This is a genomic window from Pseudomonas sp. FSL W5-0203 (assembly GCF_001896155.1).
GTDB classification, from domain to species: domain Bacteria; phylum Pseudomonadota; class Gammaproteobacteria; order Pseudomonadales; family Pseudomonadaceae; genus Aquipseudomonas; species Aquipseudomonas paracarnis.
Genome location: NZ_MPOR01000030.1, coordinates 45,473 through 61,342, shown reverse-complemented (window position 1 = coordinate 61,342; position 15,870 = coordinate 45,473). Strand labels below are relative to the sequence as shown.

Here is a 15,870-nt window from a genome sequence, read left to right as displayed (position 1 = left end):
CTCTTCAACGCTGAGTTCGGTATAAGACATAGGGGCAGCACCGTACCGGAAAGGTCAGGTGTTGCACTCAGTTTTTGCCGCCGCCCTCATAAACTCGTCATTCACATAGGAAATATTCCCATTCGTATCCGTAGCAGAGATCAATCGCTGCTGGACTGGAAATATTTGTTCAACGGTTGTGACAGGCAGGTTCGAGCGCAAGATGAGTCTCCATGAGCAATAATGGCATTATGCCATAAGGCGTGACTAACGGGTCATGCGAAATAAAGGGAAATCACAGAGCACTGAGATGTTTGTACGCTAAGCCATGGTTCTCAGCTGCAACCATTATCTGACACTGGTGACTTCGGTTGAAGTCCCCCTGCCAGTGCGAATTAGGTTTTGTACGAAAAGTCGTTGTGGCTAAAATTGCCGCCATGACCGGTTGGAGGCCCGTATGGCAAGGCGTTACGAACTTTCTGATGCGTCATGGGAGCTGATCAAGGATTTGGTTTCTCCAGAACAGAAAATGGGCCGTCCTCGCAACGATGATCGTCAGGTTCTCCACGGAATTCTGTGGATCCTGTGCTCGGGCGCTCCCTGGCGCGACCTGCCTGAACGCTTTGGGCCTTGGTCAACGGTGTATCAGCGTTTTCGTGACTGGCGCGACGACGGCACATTCGAGCGAGTACTGGAGCGTCTGCATATTCGGCTGAACCGGGAAGGACTGATCGACTTGGACACCTGGATGATCGACTCCACCGCAGTACGAGCAACCCGAGCCTCTTCAGGCGCCGGGAAAAAGGGGGGCCTGAAGAACCGTTAGACCATGCCTTCGGGCGCAGTCGAGGCGGTCTGACCACCAAGATTCACATGGTGTGCGATGCCAATGGCGTGCCATTGCATTTCAGGCTTTCACCAGGACAAGCCAGTGATGTCTCCCACGCTCAGCCGCTGCTGGATGCTGTAAGAATTGCTGGCAAGCCAGGACGACCGCGTAAACGTAGCCGGTGGTTGCTGGCTGACAAGGGATACGATGCCGAGCACCTGCGCCAGTACTGCGACCGTTACCGAATGCAGCCGGTAATCCCATTGCGCGCTATGCCGCGCAAACCTCGACCTGGCTTGCCCCGACTGTTTGACCGGCCCAAATACCGGCAACGGAACATCATTGAGCGGATGTTTGGCTGGCTGAAAGAAAATCGCAGGATCGGCACTCGCTATGACAAGCTGGCCAAGAGCTTTGCAGCCATGGTCACCTTGGCCTGCAGCCTACGTTGCATGCGGCAATACTTTTCGTACAAAGCCTAGTCAGAAATCTACAAACCAGTTGTAAAATCGATACCCCGCGATAACTGACACTGCGCATGTGGTTAGGCTCAATAGAGGCCATTGTCCTTCAACGCCCAGCCACCACTGCACTTTGAACAGAAACGCTCCCATCAACACACAGGCCAGAACACCTAGAGCCAGGCCAATTAACGCAAATAGCCGAGTCCCTAACCCCGGATTTCCGCCATGCCAATTCTCACTCAGGCAAAAGGGACAGTGATTCGACGAAGGCGAATAGCCCCAGAAGCCACGGCTATATGTCGCTCTCGGAACCATCGCTTTGCCACAGTTTTGACAGGTAACCATCGAGTGTTTCATACCGCACCTCAGCTCAGACGTCCTAGATGAGCCCATGGTGCGCGACCGCGGAAAAAACCCAATTGCGTGGCCCGAGCTACCCAGCGCCCCGGCCTGGGCTAGGATCAAACCCTGGTCGCCAGATAACCGATACCATGCTGTGCACGACCGACACCATCTAATGCCCGCCGGTGACTGGCTAGCTCCGCCTTGTCGCAGAACGATAATTCAGGACGCCAGTTCAACTCCTCAAATAGCCGTTCATCGAAAATATGTGCGCGGGGGCACTTATGGGGGCACTTACGCAGAATACAAACAAAAATGCATTTTAAAACAGTAACTTAGATACAAATATTTAATCCCCCCGGCACCACCACTTCGGGGGCGCGATACAGCGCGTTGGCCTCGCGCAATGCGTGCAGTTCGGCCAGCACATAACGTTTGCCTTCGCCGCCGGCGTCGCCAAACGCCTGGCGAATCCACGGTTCGCGGCCGTAGAACACACCGATATCGAAGTAGCGGCGAAACTCTTCCAGCAAGCGGTAATCATGGGAGTGATAAACCTGCGCACTCGCGGCATAGCGCACCTGGTAACCGGCCAGCAGCATGCGCGCGGCCACATAGGCGTCTTCACTGCCAATCACATCCTGGGGGAAACCGCCCACCGCGCTCAGGGCGCTGCGTCGGTACACCGAAAACGAGTCGGAGCTGAAGCAGGTCTTGATGCCCAGTTGCGCTGCATCGTCCAGGCGCTTGGTGCGGCTGGCCGCCGGGTAATTGAAATGCCGCGACTGCGCGCCGAGCACGCCGGCACCGGGGTGCGGGAGTTGCCGGCCGTAGGCCACGCCGTTGAGCGGGTCCAGTTGCAGCTCGTTGATCAGGTTGGCGAAGGTCTCGGCGGTGGCGGGGATCGCGTCCTGGGTCATCACGATCAAAGCGTCGCCGCCCACCTGCTCGCTGGCCCAGCGCCGGGTACCGCCGTGGTTGAAATCACGGGCGTCAATCACCTCCACGCGCGCGCCGAATTCACGAAAGCGCGCCACGGTGTCATCGCTCGATGCGCTGTCGACCACCAGCATTTCATCCGGCTGCAACGTCTGCATGCGCAGCGCTGGCAACAGGCGGTCCAGGTGGCTGGCCGCGTTGCGGGTGGGGATGATCAATGACGTACGCATCAGGGCTTCACTTCAACCGGCGCGCGGCCGTAGATGTCGTCATAACGCACGATGTCGTCTTCACCCAGGTACTCACCGCTCTGCACCTCGATCATCACCAGGTCGATGATGCCGGGGTTGGTCAGGCGGTGCTTGTGCCCGGCGGGAATGTAGGTGGACTCGTTCATGTTGAGCAGGATTTCGCGCTCGCCATTGGTGATCATTGCCGCGCCGCTGACCACCACCCAATGTTCGCTGCGGTGATGGTGCATTTGCAGGGACAGCGAACCTTTGGGCTTGACCACGATGCGCTTGATTTTGAACCGCGTGCTTTCCTCCAGCACCGTGTAGGTGCCCCACGGCCGGGTGACGGTGCGATGCAGGCTGAACGCCGGGTGATTCTGGCGCTTGAGTTCGGCAACGATATGCCGCACGTCCTGGCTGCGATGCGCGTCGGCGATCAGCAGGGCGTCGGGGGTGTCGACGATGATCAGGTCACGCACGCCCACCGCACCGAGTACCCGCTTGGGCGAGTCGATGTAGCAGTTATGCACGTCGTGCAGGATCGCCTCGCCGTTGATCTGGTTGCCATTGTCGTCACTGGGCGTGAGTTGGCGCAGGGCTTCCCAGGAGCCGATATCGCTCCAGCCAATGTCGCAGGGCACGACCGCGACTTGGGCGGATTTTTCCATCAGCGCTACATCGATGGAGATATCCGGCGCGGTGCCGAAACCTTCCGGGCTCAGCTCGCGCTGGCGACTGCTGCTGTTTTGCAGACTCTGGCTGTGCTCCAGCGCAGCGTTGGCCGCCTCTAAAACTGCCGGTGCGTGGCTGGCCAATTCTTCCAGCAGGGTGGCGGCCTTGAAGCAGAACATGCCGGCATTCCACAGGTGCTTGCCGCCGTCCAGGTAGCCTTGGGCGGTGGCCAGGTCGGGCTTTTCGACAAAGCGCTGCACCCTGAAGCCCGCGCCCAGGGCCGGCCCTTGTTCGATATAGCCAAAGCCGGTTTCTGCTCGGTCAGGCTGGATGCCAAAGGTCACCAGGTAACCGGCCTCGGCCAATGCGCGGGCTTTTTCCACCGCCTGGGCAAAGGCGCCTTCATCGAGGACCAGATGATCGGCCGGCATCACCAGCAACTGCGCATCTGCGCCAAAATGCTCCTGCACATGCAAGGCGGCCACGGCGATGGCGGCGGCGGTGTTGCGGCCAAACGGCTCCAGCAGCAGGTCGAGGCCCAGGCGCTGGGTGTTCACCGCGCGGTAGTCGTCCAGGGTGCGAAACAGCAGGTCGCGGTTGGTCACGGTCAGGATGCTGTCGACGCCCGGCAAGTGACTGGCCCGCAGGAAGGTCTTCTGCAACAGGCTCTGGTCGTCGCGCATGCGCATGAAGGGCTTGGGCATGTTCTGCCGCGAAACCGGCCACAGCCGCGTACCCGAACCACCGGAGATGATGCAGGGAATCAATCCGTTAAGTGGGTTCATCAATAGACTTCCTTGGTGGAAAGAACGGCCGGGACCGTCATGAAAACGATGTAGAGGTCCAGCCACACGGACCATTTGGCGATGTATTCCAGGTCGTATTCGACCCGTTTCTGAATCTTGAACAGCGTATCGGTCTCGCCGCGGTAACCATTGATCTGCGCCCAGCCGGTGATGCCAGGCTTGACCCGATGGCGTGAGCTGTATTCGCTGACCGCTTCCTCGAAAGGAATCCCGGCCGCCTTGGTGGCCGTGGCGTGGGGGCGCGGGCCGACCATCGACATATTGCCCAGCAGTACGTTGAACAGCTGGGGCAGCTCATCGATGCTGGTCTTGCGGATGATCCTGCCGACCCGGGTAATGCGCGGGTCCTGGCGCGTGGTCTGGTGCTCGGCGTTGAGGTCGGTCTGCTCGACGTACATCGAGCGGAACTTGAACACGCGGATCAGGTTGTCGTTGTAGCCATAGCGCTTCTGGCGAAACAGCACCGGGCCCTTGGAATCGAGTCTGATCGCGATGGCGGTCACCAGCATCACCGGCGACAGCAGCAGCAGGCCGATGCTGGCCAGCAGCAGGTCTTCGCAACGCTTGATAAAGGGCGACCAGCCTCGCAACGGCAACTGCGAGGTGTTGAACATCAGGATGCCGCCCACATCGGTGATTCGGTTATGGCCGTAGCGCAGGGCGGCCATGTCCGGCACCAGCATGACGTTCACCGACATCTGCCGCAGGCGCTTGACCAGCCCATTGATGCGCTGCTCGGCGGCCCAGGGCAGGGTGATCATCACCTGGTTGACCTGTTCGGAGCGGATCAGCTTTTCCAGGTCGCGGGTATTGCCCAGCAAGGGCAGGCGGCTCAACTCCTTGGGAATGCGCTCGGTACGGTCGTCGATAAAACCGATCAGGCCGGAGCGGATGTCACTGTTGCGCGACAGGTGTTCAGCCACATGCACGGCCGTGTCGGTAAAGCCCAGGATCACGGTGCGCTGGAGGAATTTGCCGTTGTCCATCAAATGGCGGTACAGGCGCAGCATCAGGATCCGCTCCACGCCAAACAGCAGCAGGCTCGCGGAAAACCAGAACACCAGGTTGCGTGGGCTCAACTGCGGGAACAGGAGCAGGATCTGGTACATGAACAACAGGATGCAAAACGCCGAGACCCAGGCCACCAGCATCACGCGAAAACGCAGGCGATTGCTGAACAGGTCATCGGAGTAAACCCCCAGGGCCTGGAACAAGATAATGGTCAGGATCGCAAAGAACGCCAGCAGGCCCAGGTAGTGAGTGCGCATGTGTTCTGCGACAGGGTCCGGGTAGAACAACAGGATGATCGCCGGCGAGATTGCGGTCAGCCCATGGATCAGTTTTACGAAAACGACAAAAAACTCAACGAAACCGGTGCGAGTCAAAAACAGGCTATCAACCGACGATTTACCGCGCATACATCAGATCCTCAATACACCACCAGAACGTTCCTATTCGTTTGCTCATCCATAAGGCAGGTATGCATTACAAGTGGTGCAAATCGAACGACTTCTGTTGCTGGGTAAACCGTAATGGCTGTCTAGACGCAGGCATTTACTGGGTGATGGCTAAATAGTGGCTTCATTGAGGATTTGTGTCAATGATTTGGCTTTTCGTCCGTTTTCTTCGGTGCCCCTCTCAATGCCTCCATGATATGACGGTTTGTTGACGTGTATGGCGGGTATTTCAGAATAATCGAGAATCGATGATGGCTTTTTGGAGTGTAGGAACAAACCTGGGGATTTGCCTGCCAGCGACGAAAAGCTTTTGCCGGCGGGAAGGAGGGGGCGGGACAAGGCTTTTTTGTAGGAGCGAGGACGCCTGGTTCTTGCTCGCGAAAGACGTCAACGATAACGCGTGCTTCCTGAATAAACGCGGCGTCTGTGAGTTTTTCGCGAGCAAGCTCGCTCCTACAGGAGGGGTATGCAGTGCTTAGAAGTTGCCTTTGAGGCTCAGCGTGAGGTTACGCGGCTCCCCGTAGAGGTTACCCCAGCCTGCTGTACCAACGGTCTGGTAGTAGTTTTTATCGAACAGGTTGTTGCCGTTGAGCGCCACAGTCCAGGTGTCGTCCACCTGATACGCAATGCGCGCACTCCACAACGCATACCCGGCCTGCTCCAGTTTGATGGTTTGCAGGCGGTAGTTACTGCTTTGGGCGTTGACGCCTGCGCCGACTGTCCATTTCGACAGCGCACCGTCCAACTGGTAGTCGCCCCACAAACGCAGCATATGCCGCGGTACGTAGGTGTTGGACACCGCGCCTTCGGCGGCACTGTCGATGTTTTTCAGGTTCTTGGTTTGCGTGTAGGTATAGCCGCCGAACACCTGCAGGCGTTCAAGCAATTCGCCGCTCAGCTCGGCCTCGACCCCTTGAGCGCGCACTTTGCCCGTGTCGGTGTAGCAGTAGCCGTCGGAGGAGCTGCCGCAGCGGGTCTCGAAATCGGTTTGGGCGGCGTTTTTTTCGATGGCGCGAAACAGCGCCAGGGAGCTGTTCAGGCGCCCGTCAAACCATTCGCCCTTGATGCCCAACTCATAGTTCTCACCCATTTTCGGCTTGAGGGCCGAACCGCTGACCGTAGCGTAGGAGCTTTGTGGCTGGAAGATATCGGCGTAGCTGGCGTACACCGAAAGGTTGTCATTGAGGTCGTAGATCAGCGCGGCAAACGGCGTGACCACCCCGGTTTCCTTGGTGCGTGCATCCTGGTCGGCCCACTCGCCCCAGGCCAGGTTCAGGGACTCACGGCGGTTTTCATACCAACTGACGCGACTGCCCAGAACCAGCATCAAAGGTTCGGCCAGACGCAGGCGCAAGGTGGCGTAGGCACCGTATTGAGTGGCGGTTTCCTTGACCGTGCCGCCACGGTACATGTTGGGCCAGAAGGTGTCGTCGGCAGGTTCCGGGAAGTGGTGGTTGGGGTTGAAGACGCTTTGGCGCTGGGGCAGGTTGCGGATCGCATAGACATCGTCCTGAGTGCCACGGCTGCCATTGGCGCCGAGGATCAACTCATGTTGCAGGCCAAAGGCTTCAAATTGACCGTCGATGTAGGCGTCCAGGCCGTAGTCTTTGTGATCGTAGTCCAGCAAGGCTGCGTAGCTGGTGAGCGTGGGGGCCGGGTTGCCATAGTCCACGGTGCTCTCGCTGGCGGCGTATTTGATGTCTTGCAGGTTGCGGCTATGCACGGCGCTGACTTTGAGCTTCCAGTCGTCGTTGAAGTGATGGATCAGATCGGCGAACAGCGTGGTGCGCTGGCTTTGCCAATCGTTCCAGGCCTGGCCAAGGCAGGTGGAGCGGCTCAGGCCGAGGCTTTTGCCGTCGCGATAACGCGGCAGGCCGCTCCAGCACGGCGTGGAGTCGACATCCTCATAGCTGGCTCCGAAGCCCAGGGTAGTGTCAGGGCGGACATCCATGTCCAGGGCCGCGTAAAACGCCTGGTCCTGACGCTTGGCAAGGTCCATGTACGAGCCACGATTCTGTTGGCTAACCGCCGTGCGGCCACGCACCGTGCCGCTGTCGTTCAACGGGCCGCCGGTGTCGAATTCGGCGTGATAGTTATCCCAGGTGCCCGCCGACAGGCCAAGGCTGGTGGTGGGCTTGTCCTGGGGCCGCTTGCGCACGAAGTTCACCGCACCACTGGCAGTGCCGGCGCCCTTGAGCATTCCGGCAGCGCCTTTAAGCACTTCCACACGGTCATAAATCGCCATGTTCGCGCTGAAACTGTCGGCTTGTATGTAGTCCTTGCCGATGTCCAGTGGTACACCATCGAACTGGTACTGGCCGAGCATCTTGAAGCCCCGGGAGTAAAAATACTTGCCGCCCATGGGCGATTCGTAGCTGGTGATCCCTGGGGTGCGCTCCAGCAATTGGTCGATGGTGGTGATGTTCTGGTCATCCATCAGCTTGCGTGTCATCACACTCACCGATTGCGGCGTGCGTCGCAGGCTGTGTTCGCCCTTGCCGATGGTCACCGCGCCGGTGGTGTAGGAGCCGCTGCCTTCGGTGGTGGCGCCCAGGCGCTCGCCGTTAATGGTGGTGGCGCCCAGGTTCAGGGTCGAGCTGTCGGCCTGTTGAGGTAACAGTAACCAAGCGTTCGGGCCCTGGCTCTGAGCCTGCAAGCCCTGGCCTTGAAGCAGTCGGCTCAGGGCCTGTTGTGGCTCCAGGGTACCGCTCAGCCCATCACTGCTTTTGCCGGCTACGCTGCCTGCGTCATACGACACGCTGATACCGGCCTGCCGTGCAAATTGATCGAGGGCGCCGGCCAGTGGGCCGGGGGCGATATTCCAGGTGCGCGTCTGGCGTTCGCCGCCGGTTGGCTGGGCACCGGCGGTATACGGAAGGGCAGTGGCCGCCAGGCAGGCGCCGAGGAGGGTCGCCTTGATGGCGTGCCTGAGAGGTGAACGCAGGGAGGGGAACGCTTGCATGACCGCGGGATGCTCCTGAAGGAAGTGGACAACACGGGCCTGTTGATCGGCCTTTCCTTACAGGTCGAATGGCAATGAGAATTCACCTCATTTATTTTTGGCCGGTCACGCGCGCGCGGAGACGGTCACCCAGTAACGGCTACGGTAGGTCACATCGATTGCCAGCGATTGCGCCACCAACTTGAGCACCTGGTCGGTGTCGTCCAGTTGGTAAGTGCCCGACACCCGCAGCCCCGCCACGGCTTCGCTGCAACGCAGCAACCCATTGCGATAGCGACCCAGCTCGGCCAGGAAGTCCTCCAGGCGCATATTGTGGGCGCTGATCACGCCGTCACTCCAGGCCCAAGGGTCCAGGCCGTTGTTGGGGGACGGGCGAATGCCGCTACGATTGAACATCACCTGTTCGCCCGGCTTGATCACTTGGCGTGCGGCGCCGTCATAGCGGTCGGTAAACACCGCCACTGCACCCTGTTGCACGGCCAGGAAGGTGCCTTGGGGTTCTTCGCGCACCAGCAAGCGCGTACCGAGGGCGCGCAGGTAACCATCGCGGGTATGCACCCATAGCGCACGGTGGTCGGCCCCGGTATTGATCAAAATTTCACCCTGGCGCAGGTTCACCAGCCGTTGTTCGGCGCCAGGAGTAATGTCGACGGCGCTGGCGCTGTTGAGCTGGACTTTGCTGCCATCCTCCAATGCTACCCAGCGCCGCTCGCCAGTGGCGGTGCGGTAGTCCGCCATTAAGGCGGGCAGGGGCGTGTAGTCGCGGCCAAGCCAGGCTAAACCTGCGGCGCCGGCAAACAGCCCGAGCAGTTTCAGGCTTTCACGACGGCTGATGTGCTGGCGTGCGCCGTCGAGTGCATGGCGACTGACATGCGCTGGCAAGTGGTTGAAATCGTCATTCAGGGTGGCGACCCGATGCCAGGCCTGTTGATGCGCGTCGCTGGTGTGCAGCCACTGTTCAAAGGCCGCGGTGCTGGCGTCGTCGGCGGTGTTATAGCGCAACTTGATCATCCACTGGATGGCCTGGTCGACCAGGCGCGAGTCAGGAGTCGGCATAGCGCAACCGGTAACAGGCGTGCAGCGCCTTGGACAGGTCGCGTTCCACCGTGGCCTTGGACACGCCCAGGCGCAAGGCGATCTGCGGGCAGGTCAGGCCGTCCAATTGGGCCAACAGGAACGCCTCGCGTACCCTCGGCTTGAGCTGGTCGAGCAGACGGTCAATGCGTTCCAGGCTGTCGAGGATCAGCCGCCGTGTTTCTTCGCTCGGCACCTCCATTTGCGCAAAGTGCGCCAGGCTTTCCAGGTAGGCGCGTTCCAGCTCGCGGCGCCGGTATTGGTCGATCATCAAGCTGCGTGCGATGCTGCTCAGATAAGCGCGCGGCTGCTGCAAAGTCTGTTGCTGACGCGCGTTGAGCAGGCGCACGAAGGTGTCCTGCGCGAGGTCAGCGGCGCGCTCATGGCAACCCGTGCGCCGGCTCAACCAGCCCCGCAGCCAGGAGTGGTGGGCTTGGTAAAGCTGGCCGATGGCAGCAGGGTCCAGTGGGTGATCGCTCGACATGGTCATCCTGGCGCAGCAGGCTTAATTGATAATGTTTCGCATTCTAGACGTTGGTCGTGGCATTCAGCAATCACTGGGTTCGCTGCGTGAGCAATGTATCCAGCACAATTTTTTGTAGGGGCTGGAAGCATCGATTAATCTGCAGTTTTTGCAGGTGGACGGTTCAAGCATGATCAGCCTTGTCACACTCGGCGTTTTTTCCGGCGCTGTGTTGCTGTTGCTGCTGTCACCGGGGCCGAACATGGCGTTTGTCATCAGCCAGGGTGTCACCCATGGCTGGCGCGGCGGTGTTGCCTCGGCCCTGGGCATCGGCGTGGCCGACCTGCTGCTGACGGCATTGACCGCCATGGGGGTGACGGCGGTGGTCGCCAGTTGGCCGCCGGCATTCGACCTGATCCGTTATGCGGGCGTGATCTACCTGCTGTGGCTGGTCTTCAAAACCTTGCAAAAACGCCCCAGCCTGGGCGCCGCTCACGTCGGCCGCGTGGCGTTGGGCCGGGTGTTTTTGCAGGCTATGTTCAACAGTTTGCTCAACCCCAAGGCGTTGTTGTTTTTCATGGTGTTCCTGCCGCAGTTTGTGCGGCCCGAGGCGGGGCCCATCGCCTTGCAACTGATGGTGCTGGGCGGCGTTCTGACGTTGATCGCGAGCGTGTTTCACATGCTATTAGGCCTGTTTGGCGGGGCGCTCAGCCGCTTTTTCGCCAAGCGCACCAAAAGCGCCTGGCTGCAGAAGTGGGGCTTGGCAGCGGTGCTGACGGCGTTGGCCGTGCGCTTGGCGGTGATGTCGCGTCCTGCCTGAATGACAGGCGGGAAGCCAAACGAGTTTCTTCGTGGCGAGGGAGCTTGCTCCCGTGACGGCCCGACAGCCGATGCTCATCTACCAGACACCCCGCAATCCAACTGTGGGAGCGGGCTTGCTCGCGAAGGCGGCCTAACAGGCGACGCAGTTATACCGAGAGCATATCCATTCCTGCGGTAACGGCTGGGTTCCGCCCTGACGGCGGCTCATTTTGCAAAAGCGGCAGAGTAAGCAACGCTCTTACCCCACCTGGGGTTCCTGCACTAACTGCTTTGGTGAGGTTACTGCGAGCTGAGCCAAGCTTCCATTTTCCCCAGATTCATTTCAGCAAGAAGTTTTGGCTTAGCCAACTCTAAAAACCTGAGTAGCTTTTGTCTGTCTCCAGGCGAGGTAAACCAGTCAGCTATTTCGACGTTACATTGCTTTGAATCGCTCAGCACCAACTTCACTATCATGTCCGCAGCGGCCCTCTGGTGATCGGCGATGTACAAGCGCCGCCCTTCAGCAGACCATGCACGTTTTGTGAGCTCATCGGTCACGTCTGTGATGCCAAGGTCGCCAAAATAGTCGGTGGTCTCAAGATAATGAATGCCTGCCAATGACACCTTGGCTACGCCGGATTCCCGATCAAAATAGGAAAGGAAATGCCACCCACCTGTGGTGCTTTCGGGATGAGGGAAATTGATGGCGGCTTTCCTTGTTATGTAGTGCTGATGCGAGACGCGTTTGAGGTCAAAGTCGAACTGAGGCTGTTTCCTTTCGGCTGACCTATGAGCGCCGTGGATTTGATGTCGTTCTTGAGCAAAGCTGGGCGAACAAATGTCCATTGGGGTCGCGAGAATGCTGAATATCTAGGCGTCTAAAGCATTGCTGGCTCATAGCCTAGTAATTATGGCATATAGCCGCTATAGAAGATGGCGCTGGCCTAGCTGGTGCTCAATTACTTTGCAGATACTCAAGCCTGAAGGTATGGGTGTCTAAAGCCAGGATTGCCTATGTCACAGGGACTGTCAGCCAGTATCAAACTAAAATATGCCGCTTTTTTGGTTGCTGCTAAAGAAGGGATCCGCATCTTCCAGTCTCTGTGCTCCGGGCCTTCGTCGCCAGGTTCTTTTGAGCCACTCACACCAGTCCTCATCGATAGTGACCACTTTGATCGCTACGAGCGCGAATTGCTCGGCGCACTTGAAAAGGATGAGGTTCTGAACATCGCACTTACCGGTGGATATGGAGCAGGTAAGAGCAGTGTCCTCAAGACCTTTTTTGAGCGACATCCAGAATTTCAAACGGCTTATGTTTCACTAGCGACCTTCAGCAAGGATGCACCTCCACCGTTGCCGGTTTCGGACGCTGAACTCTCTGAGACCTCAGCCAGAAGTTCCCAGTCAGCACAGGATTCCGGCGAGAGTAGTACCTCAAGCGATTTGATCGCAAGAATTGAGGAAACCATTGTCCAGCAGCTCCTTTACGCCGTGCCAACTGCACGCGTGCCCAAAACCAGGCTCAAGCGAATTGTCCAGACATCAGGGCGTAGCATCGCTTGGCGCACGATTTTTTGGGGGGTAATGCTCATCGCGTGCCTACGGCTTTATGTCCCTACATTGAAGGAGATACCTGCGTTAGATCCTGCTTGGTTGCTGACGAGACTGTTAATGATCCCGGGTTGGTTGGCAGTCTCGGTAACAGGGCTGGGTGGTTTCTATCTTCTCTATTCGGGACTCAAATTTCTATCTATGTTCAGTATCGACGGCTTAACCTTAAAGGGTGGAAAGCTCGAGGCCGTGAATCACGGATCCGTACTCCACAAGAACGTAGATGAAATTATCTATTGCTTTGAACGAAGCAATGTCCGCGTCGTGGTGATTGAGGATCTGGATCGTTTTGGAACTCAGGAAATATTTTTTCGCTTGCGCGAGATCAACTTCACTATCCGGCACTCGCCCCAAATAACTCGACCTGTTCATTTCATTTACGCTATTCGTGACGAGCTGTTTACCGTCACCGACAAGACGAAATTTTTTGATCTGATTATCCCGGTGATTCCTGTCGTCAATTCTGAAAACTCTAGGGAGAAGCTTCAAGAGCTCATGATGACTCGGGCTGTTGATGGCAAAAAGCTGGGTTCTGATCTTGACCCAATTCTCGTGGAGACAGTCTGCTATTACATAGATGAGATGCGGCTGATAAAGAACATCGTCAATGAGTACGACATTTTTGCAAGCCTGCTGTCCCAAGGTGGCCTAAAGCTGGATCAAAACAAGTTGTTTGCCATCGTGGTGCTCAGGAACCTCTATCCGGAAGAATTTGCAGAGCTGGTTAAGCGGAGGGGGAAGGTGTACAGCTTGCTCACGGGGTTGTCTGCTTGGGCTAACCAACCATCGCAGGCACTCGTTGAGCTCGAACGATTAATCGAAGAAAAGTCCCGGCGTGAGGAACACGGTGAAGAGCGCGTAATCGATCTTAGGTTAAGTGTCTGGTTCGAGGTGTTGAGGGCGAGCGGAATAGACGGTGCAAATTACGTTTTAGTAAACGGTTCTGAGCGGGTAAGCCTCAAGGAATTCCTACAGGACGACATCTTCACTAAAATCTGTGAGGCTGAGCAACTTAAAGGCGTCCTCTATTCACAGTGGGCGAATCACAACCCCGTTGGAAATATTATTAGTCCCAATGACGCGCTTACACAGACATCCTATCGCACGCGTCTCGCATGGATTCATCAGTCCATGAAATCGATGGATGAGGCCATTGGGGCGGCAGAGAGGAAGCTCACCGAAATCAAGACAATTTCCTTCCGTGAAGCTGCCCGTGGTGATTATGGGGCAATTATTGACCAGCGGCTGACAGGAATGGAGATCGTCGTTTACCTAATGCGCGCTGGCTACCTCGACACCGATTACACAGATTATCTTGGATTTTTCTATGAAGGCTCGCTGACTCGCGATGATCAGAATCTTATTCTCGCACTCAGGCGCCGTGCCACCCTCGACGTCGCCTCGCCAGTCCGGAATCCTGAGCGAGTGGCAAGCAAATTGGAGCACGATGCTCTCGGCGATGGCAAAGGCATTATCGCTGACCTAATTGTCCAACTCTCACTATCGGCGCCACTCACTGAGTTGTCCGACACAAGAACGCAAAAGCTGGACGTCATCCTGCAAAGCGGCCACCAGAATGCTGGCCGATTGGCTGAGGCTGTATCCATCATCCTTGCAGGGGATGCTAGGTTACCGCTTGTTCGCGCTATGCATGCACTCGCCCCTGAGTTGTTCGCCGTGATCTTGAGCACTGAGCGATTCAATGAGGCTGACGCTCGACAGGCTTTGGTGTGCGGGATCATGGACGCGTTGTCTCAGCAACAACTTGAGGTTATGGCTCATCGGCAGCCGTTGCTTGAAGTTATCGCCAGTCTCACAGGTGTTAACCACCTGATCACAGGCATGGCCTCGAACATCGATGGCTGGGCGTGGCTTCGCCGCGAGCCTGTTCGCTTCAATAGTCTCTCCGCAGAGGTTGGTGCGAGTACGCTGGAGCAATTGATTGGCTGGCGCTGCTTGCAACTGAGTCTCCCGATGATGGCATTGATCCTGGAAACGTTTGCGGACGAGGGGGGAGATGTCTCCTGCAAGCGCCTTCGAGCGTTGGGTCTCGCAGGAATTGATTCATTGATTGAGATTGCTCCTGAAGACTTCATCTTCGAGCTGATGAAGCAACAAGGTAAGCTTCAGGAAGACACTGAGTCCCTTAGGTACATTCTCGGCCTAGTAGAGGATGATCAAGAATTGCAGGAGAATTTGTTCCAGCACACCGAATGTTTGATGGATGACTTGGAAGGGTTCACCGATAACATTTGGGAGAAGGCTCTTGAACTAGACCGTGTGACCTCCGTCCCAAATGCTGCGTGGAGCTACTATATCGGCATGATTGTAAGGCCAATAGAGACTCCTTCTGAATCGATTGACAAGGAAGAACAGGATCGTATCCGAGACATCTTCACAGCATTCCTTGCTAGGAACGCCTGTGAAGCTCAGCGGCTTTGGGATGATGCGAGAGATGAGGCAGATGACCTGAAAGCCTATTTGCTGGCGTCGGAGCTTGACGATGACTCGCTGGATGAAATTTTCGGGAGTACCACTGTCGGCCCTGAGTCTCTCGTAGGGCTGAACATATCTGCTGACCGATGGACGTTTCTGGCCCAGGCTCATTTCGTGCCCTTCGATGGTCAGGTTCTGGAAGAAATTGGCAACAATGATCCAACCGCAGAGGCGGCGTATTTGATCAGGTGCTGGGCTGATGCCCGTGACTACGTCGTCCTACGAAAGCTCGATCCGAAGACTGTCGGTTTGATCAGCGCCGCACGCAGTGTGCCTATTGGTGACATTGCCGAGATGTGGGAGGGTTTGGTTGAGCGAGAAGAGGCTAGCCAAGCTACTGTAGTCGGGAAACTTGCATTGGTATGCGCCAGGGCTAATGCCGAGAATTTCGTCATGCCCCGGAATTGCAGAAGCATCATTGCGTCGCGGGCGTGCGAGGCCATTCTTTCGCAACGTGAAAGGCAGGAGCTATTGCATCAGGCTCTCAAACTGCATGTTGATTGGGCTATCACCTCGTCGATACTGGCTTCGCTCACCGGTGGATATGCTGAGTTGTTGGGGGATAAACGAACTGTGCGGTTGCCGAATTCGGAGCTTGATGTTCGTCTTTGTCAGGCACTCAATGATCGTGGTTTTGTAGGTAAGATCAAGCCGGAGAAAGACTATGTAACGGTCTATACCAAGCGAGTTGGCAGGCTCTAGGCAGGGGATTTCAACCTGCCGAGAATGGGTTGCCTAAAGC

General features: G+C 57.3%; 10 protein-coding genes and 1 pseudogene. 4 read left to right on the top strand and 7 right to left on the bottom strand.

Translation table 11 applies throughout. The features are described from left to right. Together BOP96_RS30970 and BOP96_RS29290 are read left to right on the top strand one after the other, a co-directional pair. Positions 1 to 216, top strand: a 216-nt coding sequence (locus tag BOP96_RS30970) for a hypothetical protein (RefSeq protein ID WP_218189985.1), incomplete at its 5' end; no start/stop codon positions are given. 220 nt (positions 217 to 436) lie between these two features. Next, positions 437 to 1,290, top strand: a protein-coding gene (locus tag BOP96_RS29290; RefSeq protein WP_085983057.1) for an IS5 family transposase whose coding sequence is annotated in 2 segments (ribosomal slippage) — positions 437 to 790 and positions 793 to 1,290 — 852 coding nt in all. Because the reading frame shifts where the segments join, the coding sequence is not laid out codon by codon here. A gap of 686 nt (positions 1,291 to 1,976) precedes the next feature. Here the strand turns inward: BOP96_RS29290 and BOP96_RS22165 are convergent. The 6 genes and pseudogenes from BOP96_RS22165 to BOP96_RS22135 form a co-directional block, all read right to left on the bottom strand. Beyond that, positions 1,977 to 2,783: pseudogene (locus BOP96_RS22165) on the bottom strand (glycosyltransferase family 2 protein); the annotation flags it as partial. Beyond that, positions 2,783 to 4,243, bottom strand: coding sequence for a mannose-1-phosphate guanylyltransferase/mannose-6-phosphate isomerase (locus BOP96_RS22160; RefSeq protein WP_073454046.1), 1,461 nt, complete (start codon positions 4,241 to 4,243; stop codon positions 2,783 to 2,785). The pseudogene BOP96_RS22165 and the gene BOP96_RS22160, both read right to left, overlap by 1 nt. Then, positions 4,243 to 5,682 carry an undecaprenyl-phosphate glucose phosphotransferase gene (locus tag BOP96_RS22155; RefSeq protein ID WP_003190214.1) on the bottom strand — a complete coding sequence of 480 codons (1,440 nt, stop codon included), beginning with the start codon at positions 5,680 to 5,682 and terminating at the stop codon, positions 4,243 to 4,245. The genes BOP96_RS22160 and BOP96_RS22155 overlap by 1 nt, the downstream gene beginning before the upstream one ends. Before the next feature lie 514 nt (positions 5,683 to 6,196). After that, positions 6,197 to 8,683: a TonB-dependent siderophore receptor gene (locus tag BOP96_RS22145; protein WP_073454041.1), complete on the bottom strand. Its 2,487-nt coding sequence runs from the start codon at positions 8,681 to 8,683 to the stop codon at positions 6,197 to 6,199. Between the two features lie 105 nt (positions 8,684 to 8,788). Beyond that, complete coding sequence (locus BOP96_RS22140; RefSeq protein ID WP_073454039.1) at positions 8,789 to 9,739, bottom strand: FecR domain-containing protein; 951 nt, start codon at positions 9,737 to 9,739, stop codon at positions 8,789 to 8,791. Continuing rightward, positions 9,726 to 10,241 (bottom strand): sigma-70 family RNA polymerase sigma factor, encoded by a 516-nt coding sequence (locus BOP96_RS22135; protein WP_003190219.1) that lies wholly within the window; start codon positions 10,239 to 10,241, stop codon positions 9,726 to 9,728. The genes BOP96_RS22140 and BOP96_RS22135 overlap by 14 nt, the downstream gene beginning before the upstream one ends. Before the next feature lie 169 nt (positions 10,242 to 10,410). Between BOP96_RS22135 and BOP96_RS22130 the strand changes: the two genes are divergently transcribed. Next, entirely contained in the window at positions 10,411 to 11,040 is a 630-nt protein-coding gene (locus BOP96_RS22130; RefSeq protein WP_073454037.1) for a LysE family translocator, read from the top strand. Positions 11,041 to 11,321: 281 nt separating this feature from the next. Here the strand turns inward: BOP96_RS22130 and BOP96_RS22125 are convergent, their stop codons facing one another. Next, on the bottom strand, positions 11,322 to 11,867 hold the full coding sequence (locus BOP96_RS22125; protein WP_238346862.1) for a hypothetical protein: 546 nt from the start codon (positions 11,865 to 11,867) through the stop codon (positions 11,322 to 11,324). A gap of 168 nt (positions 11,868 to 12,035) precedes the next feature. On the opposite strand from BOP96_RS22125, the gene BOP96_RS22120 reads away from it, so the two are divergent. Then, positions 12,036 to 15,830, top strand: a complete 3,795-nt coding sequence (locus BOP96_RS22120; RefSeq protein ID WP_073454035.1) for a YobI family P-loop NTPase — start codon at positions 12,036 to 12,038, stop codon at positions 15,828 to 15,830. Positions 15,831 to 15,870: the final 40 nt, after the last annotated feature.